At 63.0% G+C, this 24,149-nt stretch carries 28 protein-coding genes; 10 read left to right on the forward strand and 18 right to left on the reverse strand.

All coding sequences use genetic code 11. The features are described from left to right. Window positions 1-20 precede the first annotated feature (20 nt). The 12 genes from pfkB to G9C82_RS03865 all read right to left on the reverse strand — a co-directional run bounded on the left by pfkB (window position 21) and on the right by G9C82_RS03865 (window position 12,216). Window positions 21-929 carry a 1-phosphofructokinase gene (gene pfkB / locus G9C82_RS03810; protein ID WP_127013411.1) on the reverse strand — a complete coding sequence of 303 codons (909 nt, stop codon included), beginning with the start codon at window positions 927-929 and terminating at the stop codon, window positions 21-23. Then, a complete protein-coding gene (gene glpR / locus G9C82_RS03815) occupies window positions 926-1,687 on the reverse strand; it encodes an HTH-type transcriptional regulator GlpR (protein ID WP_004962600.1) in 762 nt (253 codons plus the stop codon). Before glpR ends, pfkB begins: the two co-directional genes overlap by 4 nt. An 88-nt stretch (window positions 1,688-1,775) precedes the next feature. Then, entirely contained in the window at window positions 1,776-2,759 is a 984-nt protein-coding gene (locus tag G9C82_RS03820; protein ID WP_127013412.1) for an isocitrate/isopropylmalate dehydrogenase family protein, read from the reverse strand. A 390-nt stretch (window positions 2,760-3,149) separates the two neighbouring features. Beyond that, window positions 3,150-3,911 carry a response regulator gene (locus G9C82_RS03825; protein WP_121302790.1) on the reverse strand — a complete coding sequence of 254 codons (762 nt, stop codon included), beginning with the start codon at window positions 3,909-3,911 and terminating at the stop codon, window positions 3,150-3,152. A 95-nt stretch (window positions 3,912-4,006) separates the two neighbouring features. Further along, entirely contained in the window at window positions 4,007-4,747 is a 741-nt protein-coding gene (locus tag G9C82_RS03830) for a DUF6293 family protein (RefSeq protein WP_127013413.1), read from the reverse strand. Window positions 4,748-4,921: 174 nt separating this feature from the next. Continuing rightward, on the reverse strand, window positions 4,922-5,566 hold the full coding sequence (gene leuD / locus G9C82_RS03835; protein ID WP_004962615.1) for a 3-isopropylmalate dehydratase small subunit: 645 nt from the start codon (window positions 5,564-5,566) through the stop codon (window positions 4,922-4,924). Continuing rightward, window positions 5,563-6,984 (reverse strand): 3-isopropylmalate dehydratase large subunit, encoded by a 1,422-nt coding sequence (gene leuC / locus G9C82_RS03840; protein ID WP_127013414.1) that lies wholly within the window; start codon window positions 6,982-6,984, stop codon window positions 5,563-5,565. The genes leuD and leuC overlap by 4 nt, the downstream gene beginning before the upstream one ends. Continuing rightward, a complete protein-coding gene (locus G9C82_RS03845) occupies window positions 6,981-7,250 on the reverse strand; it encodes a hypothetical protein (RefSeq protein ID WP_127013415.1) in 270 nt (89 codons plus the stop codon). Before G9C82_RS03845 ends, leuC begins: the two co-directional genes overlap by 4 nt. Beyond that, on the reverse strand, window positions 7,243-8,274 hold the full coding sequence (ilvC, locus tag G9C82_RS03850) for a ketol-acid reductoisomerase (RefSeq protein WP_127013416.1): 1,032 nt from the start codon (window positions 8,272-8,274) through the stop codon (window positions 7,243-7,245). The genes G9C82_RS03845 and ilvC overlap by 8 nt, the downstream gene beginning before the upstream one ends. Continuing rightward, on the reverse strand, window positions 8,267-8,854 hold the full coding sequence (gene ilvN, locus G9C82_RS03855) for an acetolactate synthase small subunit (RefSeq protein ID WP_004515606.1): 588 nt from the start codon (window positions 8,852-8,854) through the stop codon (window positions 8,267-8,269). Before ilvN ends, ilvC begins: the two co-directional genes overlap by 8 nt. Window positions 8,855-8,868: 14 nt before the next feature. Next, the gene (gene ilvB, locus G9C82_RS03860; RefSeq protein WP_004962630.1) at window positions 8,869-10,626 is read right to left on the reverse strand and encodes a biosynthetic-type acetolactate synthase large subunit; all 1,758 of its coding nucleotides are present in this window, start codon (window positions 10,624-10,626) and stop codon (window positions 8,869-8,871) included. Window positions 10,627-10,971: 345 nt separating this feature from the next. Continuing rightward, entirely contained in the window at window positions 10,972-12,216 is a 1,245-nt protein-coding gene (locus G9C82_RS03865; RefSeq protein ID WP_004593274.1) for a LeuA family protein, read from the reverse strand. A gap of 126 nt (window positions 12,217-12,342) precedes the next feature. Between G9C82_RS03865 and G9C82_RS03870 the strand changes: the two genes are divergently transcribed. Continuing rightward, a complete protein-coding gene (locus G9C82_RS03870) occupies window positions 12,343-12,645 on the forward strand; it encodes a DUF5779 family protein (protein WP_127013417.1) in 303 nt (100 codons plus the stop codon). A 121-nt stretch (window positions 12,646-12,766) separates the two neighbouring features. Here the strand turns inward: G9C82_RS03870 and G9C82_RS03875 are convergent, their stop codons facing one another. Together G9C82_RS03875 and G9C82_RS03880 are read right to left on the reverse strand one after the other, a co-directional pair. Next, entirely contained in the window at window positions 12,767-13,045 is a 279-nt protein-coding gene (locus G9C82_RS03875; protein WP_127013418.1) for a hypothetical protein, read from the reverse strand. 147 nt (window positions 13,046-13,192) lie between these two features. Then, window positions 13,193-13,879 (reverse strand): VOC family protein, encoded by a 687-nt coding sequence (locus tag G9C82_RS03880; protein WP_127013419.1) that lies wholly within the window; start codon window positions 13,877-13,879, stop codon window positions 13,193-13,195. A gap of 123 nt (window positions 13,880-14,002) precedes the next feature. Between G9C82_RS03880 and G9C82_RS03885 the strand changes: the two genes are divergently transcribed. Beyond that, the gene (locus G9C82_RS03885) at window positions 14,003-14,683 is read left to right on the forward strand and encodes a hypothetical protein (RefSeq protein ID WP_127013420.1); all 681 of its coding nucleotides are present in this window, start codon (window positions 14,003-14,005) and stop codon (window positions 14,681-14,683) included. A gap of 47 nt (window positions 14,684-14,730) precedes the next feature. After that, window positions 14,731-15,141, forward strand: coding sequence for a hypothetical protein (locus G9C82_RS03890; protein WP_049944582.1), 411 nt, complete (start codon window positions 14,731-14,733; stop codon window positions 15,139-15,141). 8 nt (window positions 15,142-15,149) lie between these two features. Here the strand turns inward: G9C82_RS03890 and G9C82_RS03895 are convergent, their stop codons facing one another. From G9C82_RS03895 to G9C82_RS03905, 3 genes are all read right to left on the reverse strand, one after another. After that, window positions 15,150-15,359, reverse strand: coding sequence for a ribbon-helix-helix domain-containing protein (locus tag G9C82_RS03895; protein ID WP_004593281.1), 210 nt, complete (start codon window positions 15,357-15,359; stop codon window positions 15,150-15,152). Window positions 15,360-15,403: 44 nt separating this feature from the next. Continuing rightward, on the reverse strand, window positions 15,404-15,574 hold the full coding sequence (locus G9C82_RS03900; RefSeq protein ID WP_007188407.1) for a hypothetical protein: 171 nt from the start codon (window positions 15,572-15,574) through the stop codon (window positions 15,404-15,406). A 243-nt stretch (window positions 15,575-15,817) separates the two neighbouring features. Further along, window positions 15,818-16,993, reverse strand: coding sequence for a Xaa-Pro peptidase family protein (locus G9C82_RS03905; protein WP_127013421.1), 1,176 nt, complete (start codon window positions 16,991-16,993; stop codon window positions 15,818-15,820). A gap of 134 nt (window positions 16,994-17,127) precedes the next feature. On the opposite strand from G9C82_RS03905, the gene crtD reads away from it, so the two are divergent. The 7 genes from crtD to G9C82_RS03940 all read left to right on the forward strand — a co-directional run bounded on the left by crtD (window position 17,128) and on the right by G9C82_RS03940 (window position 23,285). Next, the gene (gene crtD / locus G9C82_RS03910; protein ID WP_127013422.1) at window positions 17,128-18,615 is read left to right on the forward strand and encodes a carotenoid 3,4-desaturase; all 1,488 of its coding nucleotides are present in this window, start codon (window positions 17,128-17,130) and stop codon (window positions 18,613-18,615) included. Between the two features lie 3 nt (window positions 18,616-18,618). After that, a complete protein-coding gene (locus G9C82_RS03915; protein ID WP_121302773.1) occupies window positions 18,619-19,503 on the forward strand; it encodes a prenyltransferase in 885 nt (294 codons plus the stop codon). Beyond that, window positions 19,496-20,377 carry a bisanhydrobacterioruberin hydratase gene (gene cruF / locus G9C82_RS03920; RefSeq protein WP_127013423.1) on the forward strand — a complete coding sequence of 294 codons (882 nt, stop codon included), beginning with the start codon at window positions 19,496-19,498 and terminating at the stop codon, window positions 20,375-20,377. Before G9C82_RS03915 ends, cruF begins: the two co-directional genes overlap by 8 nt. 81 nt (window positions 20,378-20,458) lie before the next feature. Beyond that, window positions 20,459-21,295, forward strand: a complete 837-nt coding sequence (locus G9C82_RS03925; RefSeq protein WP_004962661.1) for an HTR-like protein — start codon at window positions 20,459-20,461, stop codon at window positions 21,293-21,295. A gap of 133 nt (window positions 21,296-21,428) precedes the next feature. Further along, the gene (locus tag G9C82_RS03930; RefSeq protein WP_007188401.1) at window positions 21,429-22,301 is read left to right on the forward strand and encodes a hypothetical protein; all 873 of its coding nucleotides are present in this window, start codon (window positions 21,429-21,431) and stop codon (window positions 22,299-22,301) included. Next, a complete protein-coding gene (locus G9C82_RS03935) occupies window positions 22,294-22,929 on the forward strand; it encodes a hypothetical protein (protein ID WP_121302769.1) in 636 nt (211 codons plus the stop codon). Before G9C82_RS03930 ends, G9C82_RS03935 begins: the two co-directional genes overlap by 8 nt. A gap of 32 nt (window positions 22,930-22,961) precedes the next feature. Beyond that, the gene (locus tag G9C82_RS03940; protein WP_004593290.1) at window positions 22,962-23,285 is read left to right on the forward strand and encodes a transcription factor S; all 324 of its coding nucleotides are present in this window, start codon (window positions 22,962-22,964) and stop codon (window positions 23,283-23,285) included. On the opposite strand, the gene G9C82_RS03945 is transcribed toward G9C82_RS03940, so the two are convergent. Continuing rightward, the gene (locus G9C82_RS03945) at window positions 23,282-24,067 is read right to left on the reverse strand and encodes a winged helix-turn-helix domain-containing protein (RefSeq protein WP_007188394.1); all 786 of its coding nucleotides are present in this window, start codon (window positions 24,065-24,067) and stop codon (window positions 23,282-23,284) included. The genes G9C82_RS03940 and G9C82_RS03945 overlap by 4 nt on opposite strands. Window positions 24,068-24,149 lie beyond the last annotated feature (82 nt).

A 24,149-nucleotide genomic window follows, 5' to 3' on the forward strand; every position in this document is an offset into this window, starting at 1 on the left:
CCAAAACCAGTTTCCGCCTGCTACAGCCGTCGGACCGTCACGCCATCCCGGAGTGAGCCGATATCGTTCAGGTCCGGAACGGCCGTGCCGGCCCGCTGGACGACCTGCGATGAGACGGCCACGCCGGTCCGGAGCGCCGTCTCGTCGTCCGCGCCGGCTTCCCAGGCGCTCAGGACGCCAGAGAGGAGCGCGTCGCCGGCCCCGACGGTGTCGACAACATTGATGTCGAGCGCCTCCGCGTACAGTCGGCCTGTGTCGCCGACAAGGACCGCGCCGTCCGCGCCGAGGGAGGCCAGCACCCGGTCGAAGCCCCGGTCCCGGAACGCGTCCGCCGCGTCCGCACACCCCTCGACGGTAGAGACGTCGGCCCCGGTCGCGTCCCCGAGTTCGGCGCGGTTCGGCTTGCAAAGTCCATACTGCGCGTCGAGTTCTCGAAGGACATCGCCGCCGGTGTCGACGATGGTCTCCCAGTCGCCACCGGCCGCAATGCGGTCGATAGCATCGGGGGACAGCCCCGGCGGCAGGCTCCCACCGATGAGTACGCGGTCGGGGGACTGCGCTCGCACCTGTTCGAGCAGCGCGTCGACAATCGACTCGCCGACAGTCGGGCCGGCCTGATTTAGCTTGTACTCCTCCGCGGCTGCGATAGCGGTGGTGTTGAGCCGCGTTGTCCCGTCCACGTCGATGAAGGCTGTCTCGACGCCGTCGTCTTGCAGCGTCTCTCTGATGAACGACCCCGTGAACCCACCTAGGAGTCCCATCGCAACGCAGGGCCGGTCCATCGCGGTGAGGAACTGCGCGGCGTTGATGCCTTTCCCGCCGGCGTCGAACTGCGCTTTGTTGGCCCGCATGACACGCTCGGGAGCCATCTGCTCGTCGAACTGGATCGTCTGGTCGACCGCGGGATTGTAGGTGACGGTGACAATCATGTGCTGACCTCCTCGACAGCCACGTCGGCGTCCGCGAGTGCCGCAGCGAGCGCCCCGGGCGGGCTGGCATCGGTGACAAGCAGATCGACCTCATCCAGAGCGGCAAAGCTGACGAAACTCCGGTCGCCGAACTTCGACGCATCGGCGACCAGCACGACCCGGCGGGCACGCTCGACCATCAGTTCCTTGATCGCCGCCTCGTCCTCGTTCGGAGTCGACAGCCCGGCGGCGCTGTCGAGCGCGTTCGTCCCCAGAAACAGCAGGTCGAAGTTCATCCGTTCGACGGCGCGCTCGGCCGTCGGGCCGACGAGCGCGCGGGTTCGCGGTCGGAGGCTCCCACCGGTGAGTTTGGTGTCGACATCCCCCTCGGCCAGTTCAGTGGCGAGGTCCGGCATGTTCGTCGCCGCGACGTAGTCGGTATCCGGGATCGCACGCGCAACCTCCATTGTGGTCGACCCGGCATCGAAACAAACCACCTGCCCTTCCCGGACTTCCTGAGCGGCCCGCTCCGCAATCGCCTGCTTCTCGGCGTAGTGGTCAACCTCACGCTGGCCGTAGGGGCGTTCGGTCCCGACGGAGGACGCCGGCACCGCGCCGCCGTGGGACCGCTCGATCCGGCCTTGTGATTCCAAGTCCCGGAGGTCACGGCGTATCGTCGCCTTCGAGAACTCCAGTTCCGCGGCCAGCTCCGACACTGAACAGCCGTCTCGCTCTGTCACCAACTGGACGATAGTGCGCTTTCGCTCGGCCGGGAGCATTCTTTCGGCTGTGATTGTTTCGCTTCGGTTTTACCTCTTTCTATTGGGCCGTGCTTGTTTCTGCCCAGATAGAACGCGAGAAAACTGCTTACAGTGCGTCGATAACCGCGGCGGTCACGTCCTCAGTGGATGCGTCGCCGCCCAGATCCGGCGTTCGAGGCCCCGAATCGAGCACGGACTCGACAGCCGTCCGAACTGCATCGCCCTGCTCGTCGTAGCCGAGGTGGTCGAGCAACATCGCTGCGGAGAGAATCATCGCTGAAGGGTTGGCGATGCCTTCGCCAGCGATGTCCGGGGCGGAGCCGTGGACCGGCTCGAACAGCGCGTTCTCCTCGCCGATGTTGGCCGACGGCAGCAGGCCGAGGCCGCCGACAAGGCCCGCGGCGAGGTCCGATAGCATATCGCCGGCGAGGTTCGGACAGATGACGACGCCGTAATCCTGTGGGTTCATGACCAGATGCATCGCAAGCGCGTCCATGAGCGCCGTATCGTAGGACGCGTCCCGGTCCTCGCCGACTGCCGAGGCCGCATCGAGGAACAGCCCGTCTGTAGTGCGCATGACGTTGGCTTTGTGGGCAATCGTCACATCGTCGTAGCTATTCTGCTTCGCGTAGCTGAACCCGTATTCGGCGATTTTCTCAGAGGCGTCTTCGGTGATGACCCGCGTACAGGTAGTGACGCCTTCCGAAATCTCGCTCTCGATGCCCTTGTAGACACCCTCGGTGTTCTCCCGAATGAATACGATATCAGTGTCGGGCTGGACGGCATCGAGTCCCGGATACGAGCGGGCCGGGCGGACGTTTGCGAAGGAACCGACGACCTGCCGGAGCGGCAAGATGACATCGGCCGCTGTCTCGCCAGCCGCGCCGAACAGCGTCGCGTCGGCGTCGGCCGCCAGTTCGCGCGTCTCCTCCGGGAGCGCGTCGCCGGTTTCTTCCTTCACTGCGTCGCCGGCTTCACCCTCGACGAAGTCGAAGTCGACGCCGTCGATGGCCTCCAGCACTTCGACCGCGGCGGGTGTGACCTCCTGTCCGATTCCATCGCCCGGAATAACGGCTATCTCGTGTGTCATAGCGGGAGGCACGTAGCCGGCTGGTGAAAGTCGTTCGGTTCCGGCGTATCGGTTCCGAACGTCTCCTGTGAACTGGCGGCGCTCCACACGCGAGTGAACGGGGTGCGATATCGGCTCGGCAACACAGAAAACGGACACGCTCAGGGGGATGGCACGGGTGACCAGCGGACGACGTGAGCGTGTGGAGGGCCGAAGCGAATCGGGGGTGATCGCTGGCGACCCGTGCGCAACTGTTCGTAGCGATGGCGACTATGTAGGTTCTATCTCAATACTACAGAAACAGTTGATACTATGTATACTATCAATACAATTGCTACTACTGGTGTAATCCACGGACTGAGACAGACAAACGGCGTCGTCCAACATTCTAAATATGCAATTGTCTCCCGGCTATCGGTACACCATCGCCTGAGCGACCTGCTCGCCGCGGTAGTAGCCGGGTGCGGTGGCAATCGTCGCTGTCTTCACCTCGCCCTCGGCGGTCATCACGCGGTACTCTCGTTCCGGAACCGAGACGCCCTCGCGCATCAGCCGCTGGAACCGCTTTCTGGCCGCGTCCCTCTCGTCAGGATGGAGAAAGTCGCTCGCCTTCTTTCCGGCTATCTCTGTGAAGGAGTCCGCATCGAGGAACGCTATGGCCGCCTCGTTGGCGTACAGGGCCTTCCAGTCACGGTCGAAAAGGAGAATCGGGATCGGCGCAGTGTCGACGAGGTTGTGGTACCTGTCCTCCGTGCGCTGGACCGCGGTTTCGGCCCGTGCGCTCCGGACCGCGTTCCTGATTCGGTTTGCCAATACGGTGTACTGCTCCGTTCCGGCCTCCTTCTGGAGGTAGTCAGTGACGCCGGCCGAAATCGCTCGACTCGCGATTTCCTCTGATCCCTTGCCGGTGAACAGGAGAAACGGGAGATCGGGGTAGTCATCCCTGACCAGTTCCAAGAAGTCCAGTCCGTCCTTTTGGGGCATATCGTAGTCGCTGACGACGCAATCGACCTGGGTGTCCTGAAGCATCACCAGTGCATCGTCGACGCTCGTCGCGGTCTCCACGGAAAAGGCGTCATCTTCCCGTTCGAGGAATTCTGAGACGATTTCGGCGAAGCCGGGGTCGTCGTCAACGTGGAGTACCCTGATGTCATCTATCGAGAAGTGGTTCATGTGGGCGTCGCCCAACTGTGTTCAAATATAATGTGGAACTATGAAAGCATTAGGTTCTGTTTCTTGCGTGTTACAACCGTCTGTGTGACATATATTCAGAGTTTGTGTCGGAACGCTTGGAGAACGTTTTCACCGGTCTCTGTCAGTGCAACCTGTTTCGTCCGTCCGACATCGTTGACTTCGATGTAGCCGTCCTCGACCAGCGGGTCCACGATGTTCGCGTTCAACAGCGCGAACTTCGCCTTCTCGTTTGCCGGGTCGGCGTCGTCGATGAACGAAAGACCGGCGTCCTCGGCGAACTCGATGAGGTCCGACTTTTTTGCGGTGTAGGTGTCCGTATTTGTCCGCTTGAGATAGTCCAGCACCGCGACCTGGTCACGAGAAATAGCTTCGATGGGATACGACGGGAGGACCTCCGCGCGCTCCATCCCGCAGGTGAGTGGCTCCACAGCGACCGATGGGACGTGTTCCTCGGGATGGACGTAGTATGCCGTCGCCGCCGTCGCCATACACGCGATGGCGCTTCCGATAGCCGCCACCTTCGGCCCGCTCGAGACGTTGACGCGCACGATGTCCTCGGGATGGTCCGCAGTTAGTGTCGTGACCTCGGCCAGCACGTTGTAGAGGTCGTGTAAATCCGCTCGGTGTAGTTCGACGCTAACGCCGTTGGCGTCCAGTTCCTCGACGAGTGCCTGCTGGTACGGCGTCAACCGTGACAGCTCTGTGGTCGCTGTGAGGAGGTACACGTCGTCGGCGTTGTGCTGGTGAATCGGCTCGGCGATCCGGTCACGCTCGTGCCCCAGCGGCGCGATGTGTATCTCCCGAATCTGGTCCATGCAGGAAGAACGCGCCCCGCACAGCTATTGGTCTTGCCATCTCCAAGGGAGAAATCGACAGAGGCCGACGGTAGTAGCTGCCCTCCGCGATCTGGATATCGGCGCTTCAAAATGAGCGCACTGCGCGCACGGCTCTGCCGTTCGCACAAACCGAGGTCACAAAGTGACCTCGCGTCAATCGTCCGCTTCGATATCCGACCGCGTCTGATCGAGGTACGGCAACTGCGAGGCTGTCTCCTCGATAGCGTTCTTGTTAGCCTTCATCAGCGCCGTCGTGTCCCAGTTGCCCTCGACGAGAGCCTCGCGCTGGGCGCGGTCAACGCTGACGTTGATCTCGTTGTCGCCGTAGGTGACAGTCTCCGCCCGCACGTCAACCTCAATCTCGCCGTCGGGGTTGTCATCAACCCACTGCTGGAGCGCGTTGATCGTCTCGTGGTCGGCGGTGACCGTCGGGATGCCGAGCGCCAGACAGTTTCCGGCGAAAATCTCGGCGAAGCCCTCGCCGATGATGGCGTCGATGCCCCAGCGCATCAGGGCCTGTGGCGCGTGTTCGCGGGAGGAGCCACAGCCGAAGTTGTTGTTGACCACCATCACGTTCGAGTCCTGGAACCGCTCCTCGTTGAACGGATGGTCCTTCTCGTTGTCCTCGTCGTCGAACCGCAGGTCGAAGAAGGCGAACTCGCCCAGCCCGTCGAAGGTGACGACCTTCATGAACCGCGCAGGGATTATCTGGTCCGTGTCGATGTCGTTCCCGTGGATCGGGATGCCAGACCCCTCGACGTAGTCGACTTCAGGGATGTCCTCAGTCGCGTCGCTCATGCCAGGGTCACCTCCTTCAGGTCGCGCACGTCAGACACTTCGCCGGTGATGGCCGCCGCAGCCACCATCCGCGGGTTCATCAGGACGGTCCGACCGTCCTTGCTGCCCTGCCGGCCGACGAAGTTCCGGTTCGAGGAGGAAGCACAGGCCTCGTCGCCTTCCAGCTGGTCCTCGTTCATGCCCAGACACATCGAACAGCCGGCGTTGCGCCACTCGAAACCGGCCTCCTCGAAGATGTCCTTCAGGCCTTCTTCCTCGGCGGCGCGCTGGACGCGCTGGCTGCCGGGGACGACGAACGCTCGCACGTCGTCGGCGACCTCACGGCCCTTGACGATGCGGGCCGCGCGGCGGAGATCAGGCAGCCGAGCGTTGGTACAGGAGCCAAGGAAGGCAACGTCGATGTCGTACCCTTCCATCGTCTCGCCGGGCTCGACGCGCATGTGCTTCTGGGCGCGGCGGGCGGTGTCGACCTTGTCGTCGGCCAGATCCTCGGGTTCCGGAATCGGGTCGTCGATACCGATGCCCTGGCCGGGCGTGGTCCCCCACGTGACGACAGGGTCCAGTTCGCCCGCGTCGATTTCGACCACGTCGTCGTACTCGGCGTCCTCGTCGGAGCGGATGGACTCCCAGTAGGGCTTGAGTTCCTCGAATTTCTCGGGGTGTTCCTGGAAGTAGTCCGTCTCTTCGAGCCACTCGTAGGTGGTCTCGTCGGGGTTGACATAGCCCGCGCGAGCGCCGCCCTCGATGGACATATTACAGATGGACATCCGACCTTCCATGTCGAGGTTCTCGATTGTCTCGCCGGCGTACTCGTACACGTAGCCGACGCCGCCCTCGGTCCCGAGCCGGCGGATAATTTCGAGGATGATGTCCTTTGCCTCGACGCCCTCGTCGAGTTCGCCGGTGACCTCAATTTTGCGGACCTTCTGTTTCTCCATCGCGATGGTCTGGGTCGCCAGTACGTCGCGGATCTGGCTCGTCCCGATACCGAACGCGAGCGCGCCGAACGCGCCGTGGGTCGAGGTGTGGCTGTCACCACAGACGATGGTCTTGCCGGGCTGGGTGATGCCCTGCTCCGGGCCGATGACGTGGACGATACCCTGGTCGCCCGTCGTTGGGTCAGAGAACTGGATACCGGCGTCGCGGACGTTCTCCTCAAGTTCGGCCATCATCGTCTCGGCCGCGTCGTCGCTGTAGGGCCGGTCCTGATTGGCGGTCGGGACGATGTGGTCGACCGTCGCGTGGGTCAGGTCCGGGCGTGCGACCTCAAGACCACGCTCTTTGAGCATGCCGAAAGCCTGCGGGCTGGTGACCTCGTGAATGAGGTGCAGCCCGACGAACAGCTGGTCTTGGCCGTTCGGCAGGGTCGTGACTTTGTGCTGGTCCCATACCTTGTCGTACAGCGTTCCCTGACTCATACTGTCTCGTCCCGTCCTTCAGTTCCGCGTTCGTACGCGCGGGTGACACCCTCGTCGGGTGCTTCGTGGTCGATGTCCTCCATCGTCTCGTCAGTCTCCTCCTCCTCCGCGCCGCGTTCGCCGCCGTCGGCGGCCACGACCGGGCCGCGGCGGAACACCGCGCCGAAGGTTCCGTTGGTTTCAGGGTGGGTGTGCTGGATGCTCCCCATCGTTGTGCGCGATTCGCTCTGTTTGCCGTCCGTTGGATCCGTGCGTTCGTTAGTCATCTGCTGGGGCTTCTGTCTTCTCTGCGTCGGCGTCCTCACCCCACGCGAACAGTTCGCGCAGGTTCTCGCCGACGGCTTCGATCTGGTGGTTCTGTTCGGCGTCGCGATACTGCTTGTAGGCGGGTCGGTTGGCCTGATTCTCGTTGATCCACTCGCGAGCGAACTCGCCGTTCTGGACCTCTTCGAGGATCTGCTCCATGCCCTCACGGTCGATGACCTCCTCACCGCGGGTCAGGCCGCCGTACTCGGCCGTGTCGGAGACGGAGTTCCACATGCCCATGTGGCCGCCCTCGTACATCAGATCGACAATGAGCTTGAGTTCGTTCAGGCACTCGAAGTAGGCCATCTCCGGCGCGTAGCCGGCGTCGACCAGCGTCTCGAAGCCGGCCTTGACCATCTCGGTGACGCCACCACAGAGGACGGCCTGCTCGCCGAAGAGGTCCGTCTCGACCTCTTCCTGGAAGGAGGTCTCGATGACGCCAGCGCGGGTACAGCCGATGCCCTTCGCGTAGGCCAGCGACTCCTGCTTGGCGTTGCCGGTCGCGTCCTGATACACCGCGATGAGACCCGGCGTCCCCTCGCCGCGTTCGTAGGTCCGGCGGACGAGGTGGCCGGGCGATTTGGGCGCGACCATCGTCACGTCGACGTCTTCCGGCGGTTCAATCTGGCCGTAGTGGATATTGAAGCCGTGTGCGAACTGGAGCGTGTCGCCGGCGTCCAGTTCGTCCTCAATGGCCTCGTAGACGGCCGGCTGAATCGTGTCCGGGACGAGCATCACGACGCGGTCCGCCTCGCCGGCGGCCACGTCAGGCGTCTCGACACGGAGGCCCGCGTCCTCGGCGTCAGCCCACGACGAAGAGTCCTGTCGGAGGCCGACGATTACGTCGACGCCGGACTCGTGAAGGTTCAGCGCGTGGGCGTGGCCCTGCGACCCGTAACCCAGCACGGCTACGGTCTCATCGTTGATTGTCGATACGTCAGCGTCCTCGTCGTAATAGACTGTTGTGGTAAGTTCGTCAGACATCTTTCTCTAATGTTTTCGGGCCGCGTTCCAGTGCGGCGGCCCCGGTTCGCACAATTTCCTGCACATCGAACTGCTTGAACGCCTCGATGGCGGCGTCGATCTTCTGCTTGCTACCCGTAATCTCGACGGTGACCGAGTCGGTCGACGCGTCGACTGCCTGCCCGTTATACATATCGGCGACCGCATTGACATCGTCGGGCTTCTCGCCGCTGACTTTCACCAGCGCGAGCTCCCGGCGGACGGCCTCGCCTTCGAGTTCCCTGACCGAAATGACTGGCACGAGCTTCCGCAGTTGCTTTTTCGCCTGGTCGATCCCCGGTTCCGGCTCCTCGATGAGGATCGTCATCCGGGCTGTGTCGTCGTCGACTGTCGGCCCGACGGTCAGGCTTTCGATGTTGAACTGCCGTCGGCTGAACAGCGCTGACACTTCCGACAGCACGCCCGGCCGGTGTTTGACCAGCGCGGACAGCACCGCCTGTCGCGGTTCGTGTGTCACTTCGGCCTCGGGGTCGACGCGGATTCCCTGCGTGTTGCGTCGGCCCTTCGGGCGCATCCGTTCGTCCGGCGCGGGGCCTGGCATTCCTCCAGTCATTGTTAGATCATGTCCAGATGGTCTTCGTTGAGCGCGAACTGGCCGTTGTCACCGCCGCTTGGGACCATCGGGAAGACGTTCTCCCCGGGGTCGATGTGGGCGTCGATGACGCTCGGGCCGTCGTAGTCGCGTGCTTCCTGTATCGTCTCCTCGACATTGTCGTAGGATTCGAGCGTGAACCCGCGTGCGCCGAAGGCCTCGGCGAGCTTGTCGAACTGCGGGATCCACGGGTACTCGGAGGCCATCCGGCGGCCCTCGTAGAAGCCGTCCTGCCACTGGCGGACCATCCCGACCGCCTCGTTGTTCAGGACGACGTAGGTGATATCGAGTTGCTCACGCACCGCGACCGACAGGCCCTGCACGGTCATCAGGAACGAGCCGTCGCCGTCGAAGCAGACGACCTCCTGGTCCGGCGCGGCGAGTTTGGCACCGATGGCGGCTGGCACGCCGTACCCCATCGTCCCGAGACCGTGGGACGACACCCACGTCCGGGGCTCGGTGTACTCCCAGAACTGGGAGGCCCACATCTGGTGCTGGCCGACGCCGGTACAGACGATAGTGTCGTCCGGCGTCATCTCCGAGAACTGCTCGACGACGTACTGCGGCTTCAGCGGCTCGTCGTCGGGCGTGTCGTAGTCCATCGGGTACTCATCTTTCCAGGTCTGGCACTGGTCGCGCCACTCGTCGGCGTCCGGCGCACGCGGCATCGCGTCGAACAGCTGCCGGAGCACGTTCCGGGCGTCTCCGATGAGTGGGTAGTCAGCGTAGACGTTCTTGCTGATTTCGGCCGGGTCGATGTCGACGTGGATGACCTCCGCGTCGGGGGCGAAGGAGTCGACGCCGCCGGTCAGGCGGTCGTCGAAGCGCGTCCCGATGGCCAGCATGCAGTCGGTGTTGCTAATCGCCATGTTGGCGTAGCCGGTGCCGTGCATCCCGGCCCACTCAAGCGAGAGTTCGTGGTCCTCGGGGAAGGAGCCGATGCCGGGCATCGTCGTGATGACCGGAATCTCGTACTCCTTTGCGAACTCACGGAGCGCACTCGATGCGTCTGCCTTGATGACGCCGCCACCCGAGAGGATGACCGGGCGGTCGGCTTCGGCTAAAGCTTCTGCGGCCTCCTGGACGTTTTCGTCGTCGGCTTCCTCCGGCACCTCGTAGGTCTCCGGCGTCTCGGGGGAGCCGGGTTCAACCTCGGTTTCGCCCTGAGTCACGTCCTTCGGCAGGTCGACCAACGTCGGTCCCTGCCGGCCGGCGTCAGCGAGCGCGAACGCTTCGCTGACATCGTCGCCGACAGTGTCTGAGTCGGCAGCGAAGTAGCTCTCCTTCGTGATCGGCTGGGTGATGCCCACCGTGTCCGTCTCCTGGAACGCATCGTTGCCGACGAATTCCGTCGGGACCTGGCCGGTCAGCGCGATGACCGGGTCCGAGTCCATGTTGGCGTCGGCGATGCCGGTCACGAGGTTCGTCGCCCCGGGGCCGGACGTGGCGAAACAGACGCCGGGGTCGCCGGTGACGACGCCGTACGCGTCCGCCGCGTGTGAGGCCCCCTGTTCGTGGGCCATCGTGACGTGGTTGATATCGGAGTCGTACAGCGCGTCGTAGACGGGCATGATTGCACCGCCCTGAACGCCGAAGACGTAATCGGTCTCGGCGTTTTCGAGCGCGCGAATAACCGACTGCGCGCCCGTTGTGACCGGCTCCTGTTCGGTTTCTGGTTCTGTTTCTTCCTCTTCCTTGGGGACGGATGCGCGCTCGCTCATCGTGTCATCCCTCCGTCTGTTCGTGTTCGGGGTCGATACCGCGGTGATGTGTGTGCTGCGTGCATGACTGATGACTCTGTGGTGGTATGACGAATCGATTCGGCCGGGGGTGAAAAGGTAAAGAGAGGGGCTATAGTGCCCCTACAATACGCACGCCGAGAATAGCGGTCGCGGTGCTGGTGGGGGTTCGAACCTGACGCCCAGCAGCCGCGGTCATCACATCCGAATGCAGTTCGTCCCGAATAATAAACGTTCTGTGATAGCTGTTGGCGGGCAACCGCTCGAAACCGGGTACTCACCGGTGGCTGCTCACTCGTAGTGACAGCCGGAAGCGAGGTCATTGGCCTACGCCCGGACCTCCTCGCTCTCCTCGGTCACGCCGATCTCCTCGGCGAACCGTTCAAGCACCGACATGGTGACCTGCTCTTCCGCGCCGTACTCCTTGACGCGGCGAGTCACTTCGCGGACCTCCGCCTCGCTCGGGTCGTATCCGGCGTCGACGAGCCGTTCCCGAACCGAGTGGGCTCCGGTGTGCTTGCCGAGCACGAGCTCGCGTGTGGCCCCGACCATCTCGGGAGTCATGACACCCGGCTCGAACGTGTCGGAGTTCTCGATGACACCGGCAGCGTGGATACCGCTCTCGTGGGAGAAGGCGTTACGCCCGACGACAGGCTTGTTCGCCGGCACCCCGATGTCAGACTTCTCCTCGACGATCCGCGACAGCTCTGTGATGCGGGTGGTGTCGATTCCGGTGTCGACATCGTACAGCGACTCCAGCGCCATCACGACCTCTTCGTAGGCCGCGTTGCCGGCGCGTTCGCCGATCCCGTTGACCGACACCTGCGCCTGGCTGGCTCCGGCCTCAAAGCCGGAGATGGCGTTGGCCGACGCCAGTCCGAAGTCGTCGTGCGTGTGCACGTCGATGTAGGCATCGGTGCAGTCGTCGACGATTTCGATGAGGTCGTAGAACCGCCGCGGCGTGGCGACCCCACACGTGTCCGGAATGTTGATCCAGTCCGCCCCCGCCGCGGACGTGGCCTCGATGACTTCGACGAGGAAGTCCTCGTCAGTCCGAGTCGCGTCCATCGGCGAGAACATGCATTCGACGCCCGCATCTTTGATCATCTCGACACAGTCGACGGCAGTGTCGAGTGCCTCCTGACGGGTCGCGTGCATGGAATCTTGCAACTGTACGTCCGACGTCGAGACGAAGGTGTGGACCATGTCCACACCGGAATCCAGAGCCGCCTCGATGTCTTTCTCGACCACACGCGCCAGTCCGCAGGTCGTCACTCGCGTGGACTCGGCGATGTCGCGCACTGCCTCGAACTCCGCGTCGGAGTTGACGGGGAACCCGGCCTCGATGACGTGGGTGCCCATCTCGTCGAGCAGCGCGGCTATCTCGCGTTTGTCCTCGTAGTTGAACGACGTGCGTGGTGACTGCTCACCATCGCGCAGCGTGGTGTCGAAAATCCGTGCGTCTGTTATCTCAGACGTGGAATCCAGTGTGCCCTGGAAGAACTCGATCCGCCGGAGATTCCGACGTGCCCTCGTTGTTGGACATAAGCACCCGTAACTGGATGCTTCCACTATTTATACCTGTCCATAAGGCGGTGATGCGTACACACGTCACACAGGTACGACCGCGGCCAGTGCGACTGCCGCGCGTCAGACAGGTGGGGAGGATTTTTGCTCTATCCGCCCATGTGTGTGGCTATGAGTGATTTCGAGGGGCTGGACCTACAGGCCGTGGAGGACCAGATGGATGAGGACCGTGATGGGGCCGGTAGCAATCGCGTCGTGCTCGGCGTCCTTGACGGATCGGAATCGCCCGACCAGTGGATCGACACCATCGAGAACGGGTCGGTACTGGTCCTCAACGTCGAGGGCGACCTGAACGAGCTTGCAGCCGGGTTCGCCCGACCGGTCCGCGAGGCCGGCGGCGAACTGATGCACTTCCGCGGGTTCCTGATTGTGACGCCGCCGGGGGTCAGCATCGACTCTGAGCGGCTGGGTTGAGCGACACAACAGGTTGCATCCACGGAGCGGTGCTGTCGTGGGCGATTCAGTTCTCTGTGATGTCTATCGAAACCACGGGCGTAGCGATTTCGGCCGACGACAGAACAGCTAGCACGACCGCTCACGGCGAGAGCAGTCGCTGCAACAGGCCGTGCCACACGCGAATACCGTGGTTCCACGCTTGCCAGTAGGCGTCAAAGAAACGAGGGGAACCACTGTCAGTGTGGCGCGGTCGGGTCGTGATCTGGGTGTGGCAATCCGGGCAGCGGTAGTGCGTACTACCACACCGTTCGACCACAGCCCAGTCACCGTCGTACCTGCTCTGGTGCCCACAGTCCGGACAGAACAGCGTCGCCTTCGCGGGGACATCGTGTTCAGTCCGGGAGTCAGTCAGGGACATCCTCGACTCGAACGTGGCTCTCGATACGAAAAGAACCTACCTATGAGGGGCCTATACGGCTACTAGTACAGGGGAGGTCATTATATTCGCATCCAGCGAGTGCATCCCCGAATATCACTGGGCGGCCACGCCGACACCAGCGGCCGCCTACGCTGATACCAGCGTCAGGTAGTGGCCGTCCCGGTCCCTGATTCGGACGCCCTCGTCGACCGATGTGACCGCAAGCGCGTCGTCAGCGACTTCCCTTGCCGTCGATTTCGGGTCTTCGGCGACGACACCGAAGTCGACGTGGACGCCACCGCGGGCGTCGGCGATGCCGAGTCGTGGTGACCACAACTCTAGGTCGAGGTCGCCGGTCGACAGCCTGACCCGGCCTTCGTCGCGGCCGTCGTCGACCAGCTCGAAGCCCAGCGTGGTGTAGAACTCCACCGCCGAGGACAACTCCTCGACTTCGAGGACGAGTTCGAATAGGCCGGAGACACCAGTGCCGTCGACCGCCCGCTCGCCGAGTTCCACGCAGTTGCCCTGTGGGTCGTAGAAGTACAGCGAGCGCGCGTCTCCGAAGGTGTGTTCGATCAGATCGAAGCGCTCGTCGAGGCGGTCGTACCAGTCATCGTACTCCCGCTCGGGAATTGTGAGCGCGTAATGCGTGTGGAGCCCACCGCGCGGAACCGTTCCCGGAGCGCGGAGTCTGAGTTCGGTGTCGCCGGCCGCGAGCACGGCCTCGTCTGGAGCCTCTGAAACGACGTCGAGTTCCAGAAAGGCCTCGTAGAACGCCGTCGCACGGTCGGGATACTTCACCTCTAGCGTGATCCAGGCGGGCGATGAGAGCATATCGGCGCTTCGACCGCCACCGACAAAGCCGCTGTGGACGCCGTCCTCGCCGGCGGAACAACCCCCGGCATACGTGTTTCCCGTTCTCGACCATTTATTCGCGTCAGGCTCGTACAGAGAGGTATGCCAATAAAAAGTCAGGACGAAACCGCAGGCTGGATGGAGACGAACCGCTGGGAACGCGGGGTGAGCTACATCCCGTATCCCGACGAAATGATGGTCCGGGCGAGTCACGTCCTCAAAACGGATGCCGGCGTGTTCGTCGCCGACCCGATAGACGTCGACGGTATCGACGACCTGTTCGCGGAGTTCGGCGAGGTGGCTGGCGTCGTCATTCTGTTAGACCGGCACAAACGCGACAGCGCCGCCGTTGCGAATCGACACGACGTGCCGGTGTATATCCCCGACTGGATGTCAGGTGTCGAAGAAGATATCGACGCACCGGTCGAACGCATGCACCAACAACTGCCGGGCACGGACTACGGCGTCCACAAGATCATCAAGAACTCGTTCTGGCAAGAGGCCGCGCTGTATGGCGACGAAGACGACACGCTCGTCGTCCCAGAAGCGGTCGGGGCGGCGGACTACTTCCTCGCCGGCGACGAACGACTCGGTGTCCACCCGATGTTGCGCCTGTTCCCGCCGAAGAAGCTCACGCGGCTTGACCCCGAACGAGTGCTGGTCGGGCACGGAGAAGGTGTGATGGAAGACGCCGCCGAGGCCATCGACTACGCGCTTCGCGGGTCCCGCGGCCGAACGCCGGGGCTGTACGCGAAGAACCTCAAGTCGCTCGTGCTCGGCTAAATCGGGTCAAACGACGCCGTTTTACCCGGGCCGTGCGAAAGTATGGCGTGGTCTACGTCACACGCGGACTCGTCGAGACGCTGTTACGGCTCGCCAGCGAGGCCGAACCTGACGACGTGACGATTTCGCTGGCCGTCACGCCTGCTGGAGAGCTTCCTGACACAGACTTGCCGGACGAGACGCCGGTGTTCACTGACTTTTATCTCCCCTCAGCCGGGGCCTCAGTGAAGGCAGTGTTCGGCGTCGACCTGGGGACGCCAGCCGGCCAGACGCAGGGCCGGTTCGTCTCCCATCCTGAGGGGTACATGGGTGTTAGCAAGACCGACGACCTGCATGAAGTGATTTTCGTCGGCATCCCGCCGTGGGATATCGACGCCTTCGGAGCCTTTGACAGAGCCGGGCAAGCGCAGGATGTCACGATTCTCGACATCGAGCCGCCCGAGAAGTATCCGCAGTAGCGACCTAGCTACTCCAAGTAGCCCAGGTCTCGCAGCTGGTCAGTGATATCCTGAAACTGCGCTTCGGTCAGTTCCCCTTCCCGCTGGTGTTCAACGACGATACTCCGGAGCAGGAACCGGACGAGGTCGGACGTACTGGAGAAACTCGTCCCTTCGATGGTCTCTTCGACGCGCTCCGCGAGGTCCTTCGGAATCGATACTGTGGTGTAATCAGCCATATCGACACGGAGGTTTGCCTGCGGGATATGCGTTGTGTCCCAGTTTAGCGCGGGTCCGTGGCCTCAGTGTCGAACTGGCCCATCGTGGCGTGATTGGTCGGCGAGAACATCTTTGGCGCGCGGCGGGACCGAGACTGGTCGTCCGCGTTGTCAAAGGGCAGCGTGGTTGTCGGGTACGAGTCCTCGTTTCGGGGGGTCGTGATTCGTGTTGTCATCCTGGGGGTCGTGTCGGCCGGCGTCTGTGGTTTGTAGGCAGTGCAGTGTGGGTGTCGCGTGCAGGGCGTACATCTGATACAAGCATTGGGTACCACCACCTTTTGACCCATCCATAATAAATGTTCATGATGGTGGCGCAGAAATACTGTTGTGTGGTAACAAGCCGTTTGAAAAGGAGTATCATAGAGTAACGGCGGCCAGAATGAAACTGCAACTATAGCTTTCGGGCCGATTCAACTACCTCAGACCACAAACTGGATCTCGTACTCGGTCAAGTTTTCGTAGCCGTCGGCAGTGACGACGGCGATGTCCTCGATTCGGACCCCGCCGACAGCAGGGTCGTAGAGGCCGGGCTCGATAGTGACGATGTGCCCCGGTTCGAGTTCGCCGCCGTTCGGCGCCAGCCGTGGAAGCTCGTGGACGTCCAGCCCGACGCCGTGGCCTGTGCTGTGGATGAATCCCGTCTCCGTTCGGTCGTCGTCACGCAGCGTCGGTTCGCCGGCGTCCTCGTACACGTCACAGACCGCGTCGTGTACGTCCGCGCCGGTCGCACCGGGTTCCAGCGCGTCGAACGCGGCCTCCATCGCGCGTTCGGTCAGGTCGTACCACTCGCGCACCGTCTCGCTGGGCTCGCCTTTCACGAATGTCCGCGTCATGTCGGCGTGGTACTTCGTCGCCTTGTCCTTCGGGAAGATGTCGATGATAACCGGCTCGTGGGCGACGAGCGGCCCGCTCCCAGAGTCGTGAGGGTCCGCAGCGTCCGCCCCGCAGGCGACGATAGTCTCGTCCAGCGAGCAGCCGTGCCGGAGCAGCGTCACCTCGATCTCCTCTTTCACCCGCTCGCTCGTCAGCGTCTCACCGTCAACTTCGAGCGTCTCGTCTTCGGCAATGTCCGACGCTTCGAGCAGCGATTCAGCAGCCTCCATTGCCGCCTCGTTGGCCCGCTGTGCCGTCCGGACGTAGTCGACTTCTGTCTCGGTCTTGGTTGCTCGGATCTCCGTGACGATGCCGTCGGTGTCTGCCGACACGTCGACACCACGTTCGCGCAGGCTGTCTGCGGTCCGGAGCGGGAACCGCGGCGGGACGGCCACGCTATCTACGTCATAGGCCGCGAGGAAATCTGCGAGAACGTGTGAAACGGCCCCGTCAGGGCCGTACTCCTCGACTTTGCTCTGGTGGTCGAAATCGACGTAGCGTTCGACGGTCTCGGCCCGCGACTCGCGCTTGGCTCGGCCGAACTCCAGACTCCGCGGGAAGAGCAGATGTGTGTCACCGTCGTACAGCGTGATGAACGGGTCCGGCGCGTCGAAGCCGGAGAGATAATACTGGTCTGACACCTCAGAATCCGCATCGAGGAGGTAACCGTCGACGCCGGCGTCATCGAGATATGCGTCCAGTGCTGTGAGGTCAGGTTCCATACGTGTCAGTCTGTCCCCCATCCCCATATACGTCTCCCACTGAGTCGCTCGGTGGTCCGATATATGACCACGAATACCATACCGATGTAGTTTGGCCGCTCATTTATTGACGCTCCAGCCCCTCAGTACTAGTAATGAGTGACTTGTCCGGTGAAGACGTGACTGTCGTCGGTGGCGGCATCGGTGGGCTCTCCGCTGCGTGCTATCTGGCGGACGCAGATGCGAACGTTTCGCTACTGGAGAAAAACGAGCAACTCGGGGGTCGCGCCTCCCGGCTGGAGGTGGATGGGTTCCGGTTCGATATGGGTCCGTCGTGGTATCTGATGCCCGACGTGTTCGAGCGCTTCTTTGCGTACTTCGGCAAGGAGCCACGCGATTACTACGACCTCCAGCGGCTCGACCCGCACTACCGGGTCTTCTTCAAGGACGGCGACCAGATCGACGTGACCGGCGACAACGACCAGATGGCCCAGAAATTCGAGGAGTACGAACCCGGTGCGGGCGAGGCCTTCCGGGACTACCTCGCGACGAGCGAACGCCACTACGAGACGGCGATGAACAAGTTCGTCTATGAGGACCGATCGGAGCTGCGCGACTGGGTCGACCTCGACGTGATGACTGCCGCGCCGGTCGGTCTCCAGCTCATCGGCACGATGCAGAGCCACGTCGAGGACTACTTCGAGCACCCGAAGCTCCAGCAGATCATGCAGTACACGCTGGTCTTCCTCGGTGGCTCTCCGCGGACGACGCCAGCGCTGTACAACATGATGAGCCACGTCGATTTCAACCTCGGCGTGTACTACCCCGACGGCGGCGTCGGCGCGGTCGTCGACGGCCTTGTCGAACTCGGCGAGGAACTCGGCGTCACCTACGAGACCGACGCCGAAGTCAACGAGATTTCCCGGCGGAAGGATGGATTCCTCGTGGAGACAGTCCACGGCAACACGACCCACCCCGACGAAGTGGTTGTCAACGCCGACTACGGCCACGCCGAACGGGAACTCCTGCCCGACCACGAGCGCCAGTACGACGACGACTACTGGGACGACAAGACGTACGCGCCGTCCGCCTTCCTCATGTACATGGGCGTCGAGGGCGACGTGGAGCCCCTGAAGCACCACACGCTCGTCCTGCCGACGGACTGGGACCCCCACTTCGACGACATCTTCGACGAGCCCGCGTGGCCCGATGACCCGGCGTACTACCTCTGTGTGCCCTCGAAAACCGACGACACCGTCGCCCCCGACGGCCACTCGAACCTGTTCGTCCTAGTCCCCATCGCGCCGGGGCTGCACGACGGCGACGAGATCCGCCAGGAGTACCGCGAGAAGATTCTGGCCGACATCGCCGACAACACCGGCGTCGACCTGCGCGACCGCATCGTCTACGAGAAGCAGTTCGCCGTCTCCGACTTCGGCGAGCGGTACAACGCCACGGAGGGCACAGCTCTCGGGCTGGCACACACACTCCGCCAGACCGCCCTGCTGCGACCCAACAACCGCTCGTCGGCCGTCGACGGCCTCTACTTCACGGGGTCGTTCACGACGCCCGGCATCGGCGTGCCGATGTGTCTCATCAGCGGCGAACACACCGCGGAGGCGCTCATCGAGGATATCGCCTGAGTAATGCCCGAACTCCCGACCGACCGCATTACCGCCGTCATTCCGCCGGAGGAGACGCTTGTGGGCTACCTGTTGCGGCTCTCCCGGCCGCGGTTCTGGCTGTACCTCGGCGGCCCGGTCATCGTCGGCGTCAGCTACGCGGCCGACGGCCCGGGAGAGTTGTTCTCGCCGCTGGCTATCGCGCTGTTTCTGTACTTCACCATCCCTGGGAACGTGTTCCTCTACGGCGTCAACGACATTTTCGACGCCGACATCGACGAGCACAATCCCAAGAAAGACGAGGGCCGGGAGGTCAGCTACCGCGGGGACACCGCTATCACAGCCATCGTCGTCGCCAGCGGCGCGCTCGCGTTACTGTTCGTTCTCGGACTGCCGACGCTCGGGGTCGTGGCCCTGCTCGCCTGGATTGGGCTGTCGATCGAGTACTCGGCCCCGCCGTTGCGGTTCAAGACGACGCCGTTCCTTGATTCCATCTCGAACGGCCTGTACATCCTGCCCGGTGTCATCGGCTACGCCGCTATCGAAGGGGTGGCCCCGCCAGCGACAGCGGTCGCCGGCGCGTGGCTCTGGGCGATGGGGATGCACACCTTCTCGGCGATTCCCGATATCGAACCCGACCGCGAGGCCGGCATCCAGACGACGGCGACGTTTCTGGGCGAGTCAAACACCTACTACTACTGCGTGATGTGCTGGCTCACGGCCGCGTTCGTGTTCACGTACACGCACTGGGTGTTCGGACTGATACTGCTCGTCTATCCCGGCCTCGTCTTCGGAATTCTCGGCATCGGCGTCGACATCGACGAGGCGTACTGGTGGTATCCCGCGATCAACACCGTTGTCGGGATGGTGTTCACGCTCATCGCGTTGTGGGTGATGCTGTATGGGTAGTGGCGAAGACCGAACGCTGGCGGGCTGGACGCTCCCGGAGACAAAGACCGACGCGACCGCGCAGTTCGACCAGTTCGTCACCGAGAACCGATTTACCATCGCCGTCGTTTTCCCGCTCGTCGGCGCTGTCACCCTGCTTGCCAGCGCCGAGGGACTGTTGCCCGACCCGCTCGCGTTCAACCCCTACTTCGTCCTGTTCGGAACGTTCGTGATGCGACTGCCCCTCGTGGCCGGCGTCTTTCCGCTCGTGGACCGCCGTGCCGGGCTGGCGCTGGTCGCGCTGACACTCTACTCGTACGGCATCGAACTCGTCGGCGTCCGGACTGGCTGGCCCTACGGCGAGTTCATCTACGGCGTCGACCTCGGCCCAATGTTGCTCGGTGAGGTACCGTTCGGGCTCCCGGTCTTCTTCTTCCCGCTAGTCCTGAATGCCTACCTGCTCGTCCTGCTGTTGCTCGGCAACAGGGCGGCGTCAACCGCGGTCCGGCTGCTGGCGACGCTGGCGACGGTCATGCTCGTTGACCTCGTGCTTGATCCGGGTGCTGTGGCCATCGGCTTCTGGATCTACGAGATGCCGCAGTTCTACGGCGTCCCGTGGCAGAACTACGCCGGCTGGCTCCTGTCGGGATCAGTCGCCGTCCTCCTGTTCGACTTCGGGTTCGACCGCGCGGGGCTCCGCCAGCGACTCCGGGACTGCCCGTTCATGCTCGATGACCTGGTGAGCTTCGTCCTGCTGTGGGGCGGTATCAACCTTTTTTACGCGAACTGGGTGCCTGTCGGTCTGGCCGCGCTGCTGGGGGCTGGCCTCCTCTGGACGGACCGCTTCGACTTCGACCTCTCAGAAACCCGGCTCGGCCGTGCCGTCTGGCGGTGACCTCGTGGCTTGCTGTTGCCCGCCTGTCACGGCCGCCGAGACAGGCCAAGCGTTTAAGCAACCGCGTAGGTAGGTGGACGTATGGATCGAATCCCGTTTGGAATCCGCCAGCTTGATTCCATCATCAACGGTGGAGCGCCCGCGGGGAGCGTCGTCCTGCTCTCCGGCGAGGCCGGCGCTGGCTCCCGGGAGTTCATGCATACGAGCGCACTCATCAACGGGCTCGAACAGGTAGACACGGAGCTGCACGACCTCTACTACGGCGACCGTTCGCCGGACGCTGTCGCCCCGGACGAGGTCCACTACATTTCGTTTACGACAAACGAATCGCAACTGGTCAGCGAGATGCGGCTGGCGATGGACGACGATGTGGTCGATAAGGGGAGCCGGGCGGTCGAGTTCCACGACCTCTCAGAGCGATATTTCCACATCAGTCCGGTGCCACGGGACTGGTACGCCAGCGAAACCGCATCGATCACCGACCTCCGGGCGCGGCACGAGCGGGAGGACCTGCTCGGGACGCTCGGCATGGTGCTGAACGAGGTGGCGGCGAACAACCTCGTCGTCATCGACTCGCTATCGGATCTTGTCAGCGCCATGGGTGAGGAAATCGAGTGGTCGGACATCAGCTCACTCGTTCAGGGGCTTCAGAAGGCGGCCCATCAGTGGGGCTGTCTGCTCCTCTTGCACATCAATCCCGAGACGCTGTCGACGGTGCGACACGGGCAACTCGTCGACGCCTCCCACGGCACGATGGAGTTCGCGTGGGAATCCGGCGGCTCCACTCGCGCCCGAACCCTCGTCGTCCAGCAGTTCCGTGGCGTCCTCTCACAGATCGAGGACGAGGACATCGTGCAGTTCGAGACTGAACTGGGCGATGCCGGCTTCGACATCAGCGACGTGCGCAAGATTCGATAGCGATAGTCGGCGGGACAACTGGCTGTAGCTGTCGGCAGAGAACAACGAGAACGCTGCTGCGTGGTCGCTTCCACTCTCGGTATCTGAAATCGGCGGTAAACCCTTATCAGTGTTGTTCGTCAAGGGTGTCGTAATGTCCTCCGAGTCGACTGATGACGGGGGAGTGTACGTCGAGCTATCTGCAGATCTAGACGAGTGGCTGACCGAGCAAGCCGAGGCACTCGGCGTGCCTCGCGACGCCGTCATGGAGCAACTGCTGGCCGCATACATGACAACAGCCGATTCGGACGGCGAAATGGGCGACCACCTCCAGCCGTCGTCGGACGAACTGGATGCCGTCGTCGCCGCAACCGTAGACGAGAAGCTGAACGGCTCAGTCGAAGCGGCGACCGAGAGCGCTGTGAGTGCCCAGATCCCCGATATCGTCGATACGGTGGAACGCCAGCTTGCCGATCGGTTTGACGCGCTCGAAGCGGACTTTCAGACGAAAATCGACGACGTTCGCGAGCGCGTCGTGCAGGTCAAACGGGAGGCTGACGCGAAAGCGCCGGCTGACCACAGCCACGAGGAGTTCGACCGCATCGAGGCACTCTCACAGGAGATTGACGCGATGGAGACGGAACTCACCGCGCTTCGAGGCGATCTGACCGATTCGGTCGAAACGCAGGACGAGCGAGTCGCCGACATCGACGCCCGTCTCGACGATGTCGAAGACAAACTCACTCGCGTCGCCTGGGTCGTCAGCGACCTCCGCGACGACCATGGCGGCCGGGACCAGAACCAGAAAGCGGTCGACCGGCTGAAACGCGCCGCGGCACAGGAGAACATCTCGACGGCACGGTGTTCGAACTGTGACGAGCAGGTCGATATCGGGCTCCTGACCGAACCCCAGTGTCCGCACTGTAACACGACAGTGTCGGACGTGCGACCCGAGGGCGGCATTATCCGCTCGAAGGCGCGGCTGGTGGCCGCAGCACAGCTTGAACCGGGCGAGACCAATGAGTGACGACGAACGAGACCCCTTCGAAGAACTCGATTCCGGCGACGAGCGCGAGGGCGACCCGTTCGAGCGCCTCGATGCGGGGCCTGACGGCGCGAACGACTCGACAGACGCACGCCAGCCACCCGACGATAGCTGGACCGACATCGAATCGAGCGACGAACCGACCGACGATATGTCCGAGACGGGTCCCAGTGCAACTGATGATGACGACCTGCTCTCAGCCGTCGACACGGAAGAGTTTCGTTCAGATTCGGCAACTGACTCTGACAGGCCACTTTCTGGATCGTCACCCGATTCAGATGACCCCTTCTCGGGAATGGACGAGCGCGGCGAAGACCCCTTCGGGAGCGGCGAAAGCGCGTTCGAGCGGGTCGATGTCGACCACATCGACGCGGATAAGGTGTGGGCAGAAATCGCCGCGGACGACGATAACGAAACCACACCAGAGAGCCGGTACGCGGAGGTGTCGAAACACCGCTACTGTGAGCAGTGTGAACACTTCTCCGCGCCGCCGAACGCACACTGCACGAACGACGGGACCGAAATCATGGAGTTCCTCGACATGGAGACGGTCCGGCTGCTGGACTGTCCGGTGGTCGCAGAGCAACACGAGATCGAAGACGAGCAGTAACGGCTTTTTGCCTCGGTGTCGGACGGGCGTGTATGCAGTTCTGCGACGACTGTGGCTCGATGATGCACGCCGATGGTGACGAGATGGTCTGCCAGTCCTGTGGCGCGCGGGTCGCGAAAGACGAGGACCGCGCGGCGGCGTTCGTCAGCACGGACGAACAGAGCGACGACGAACTGATAGAGACCGAGGAGGGGTCGAACTTCGAGGGGAAGCCCACGGCCGACGACGTGACCTGTGAGGAATGCGGGCACGGCAAAGCGTGGTACACGATCAAACAGACCGGGTCAGCCGACGAACCGCCGACGCGATTCTTCAAGTGCCAAGAATGTGGCCACCGGTGGCGTGAGTACAACTAGAGCAGCGAATCTAGAATCCGGAGCTCTTCGTCCTCGGATATTTTCTCGGAGTCCATACACGCGTGGACAACCTTATGGACGAGTTCGGGGTCCTGAAACGGGTCGGATTGCGGCGATCCGCCGCCATCCGCGATGGTTTCGACCTGCCCTTCGAGCTCGGCCAGTTGTTCGGAAAGGTCCTCAACAGTCGACTGGAACGTTGTCAGTGTGGTGTTCACCTCGCCGGCTGCTGTTTCGGCTGCCGCGATAGAGGACTCGGTGCTGTCGGACGCGGTATCTGGTTCTGACACCCGACCGTCGGCGTCATCTGGGGTGTCTGTTGACTCCGATGATTCGCTGTCGGATGCTGGGGTTTCGGTCTCACCGGAGGGGGTCGCCGACCCGGTCTCCTGCTCGCAGAACACAGCGTTTGCGAACGCCTCGCGGTTCGTCCAGTCGAACCCGTCGATGCCGTTGACGCGATTGCTCACGGTCGAAGCGGTGACGCCGAGCGTTTCTGCGAGATCTCGCTGGGACGCGGTGGGGTGTTGCTGAATTGCCCGGAGCGTCTCGCGCTCTGTCGACGAGAGGTCCTCGGGGGCCGGATGCGACTGTGACCCCGCCGACGGTTCAGCCGGTGACTCGTCGGACGAGTCCGTCTCGTCGGTTTCAGCCGGGTCGCCGTGTTCTTCGAGGACCCGTTCGACCAGTTCCGCTGTCGCGCTCGGTACTTCGGCCGCAAGCTCTGCGATGGACGCCTCAGGGTTCTCGGCCGCTACGTCGAGTATTTGCTTGTGACGCATCGATTTGGGGGCCGTTCGGCCCTTCGTTGATTTGCTCATTGATATCACCACGTAGGGAAGGTGCCGCCACCCAATTCCCCCA

This window comes from Haloarcula sp. R1-2 (assembly GCF_011627385.1).
Classification (GTDB): Archaea; Halobacteriota; Halobacteria; order Halobacteriales; family Haloarculaceae; genus Haloarcula; species Haloarcula marismortui.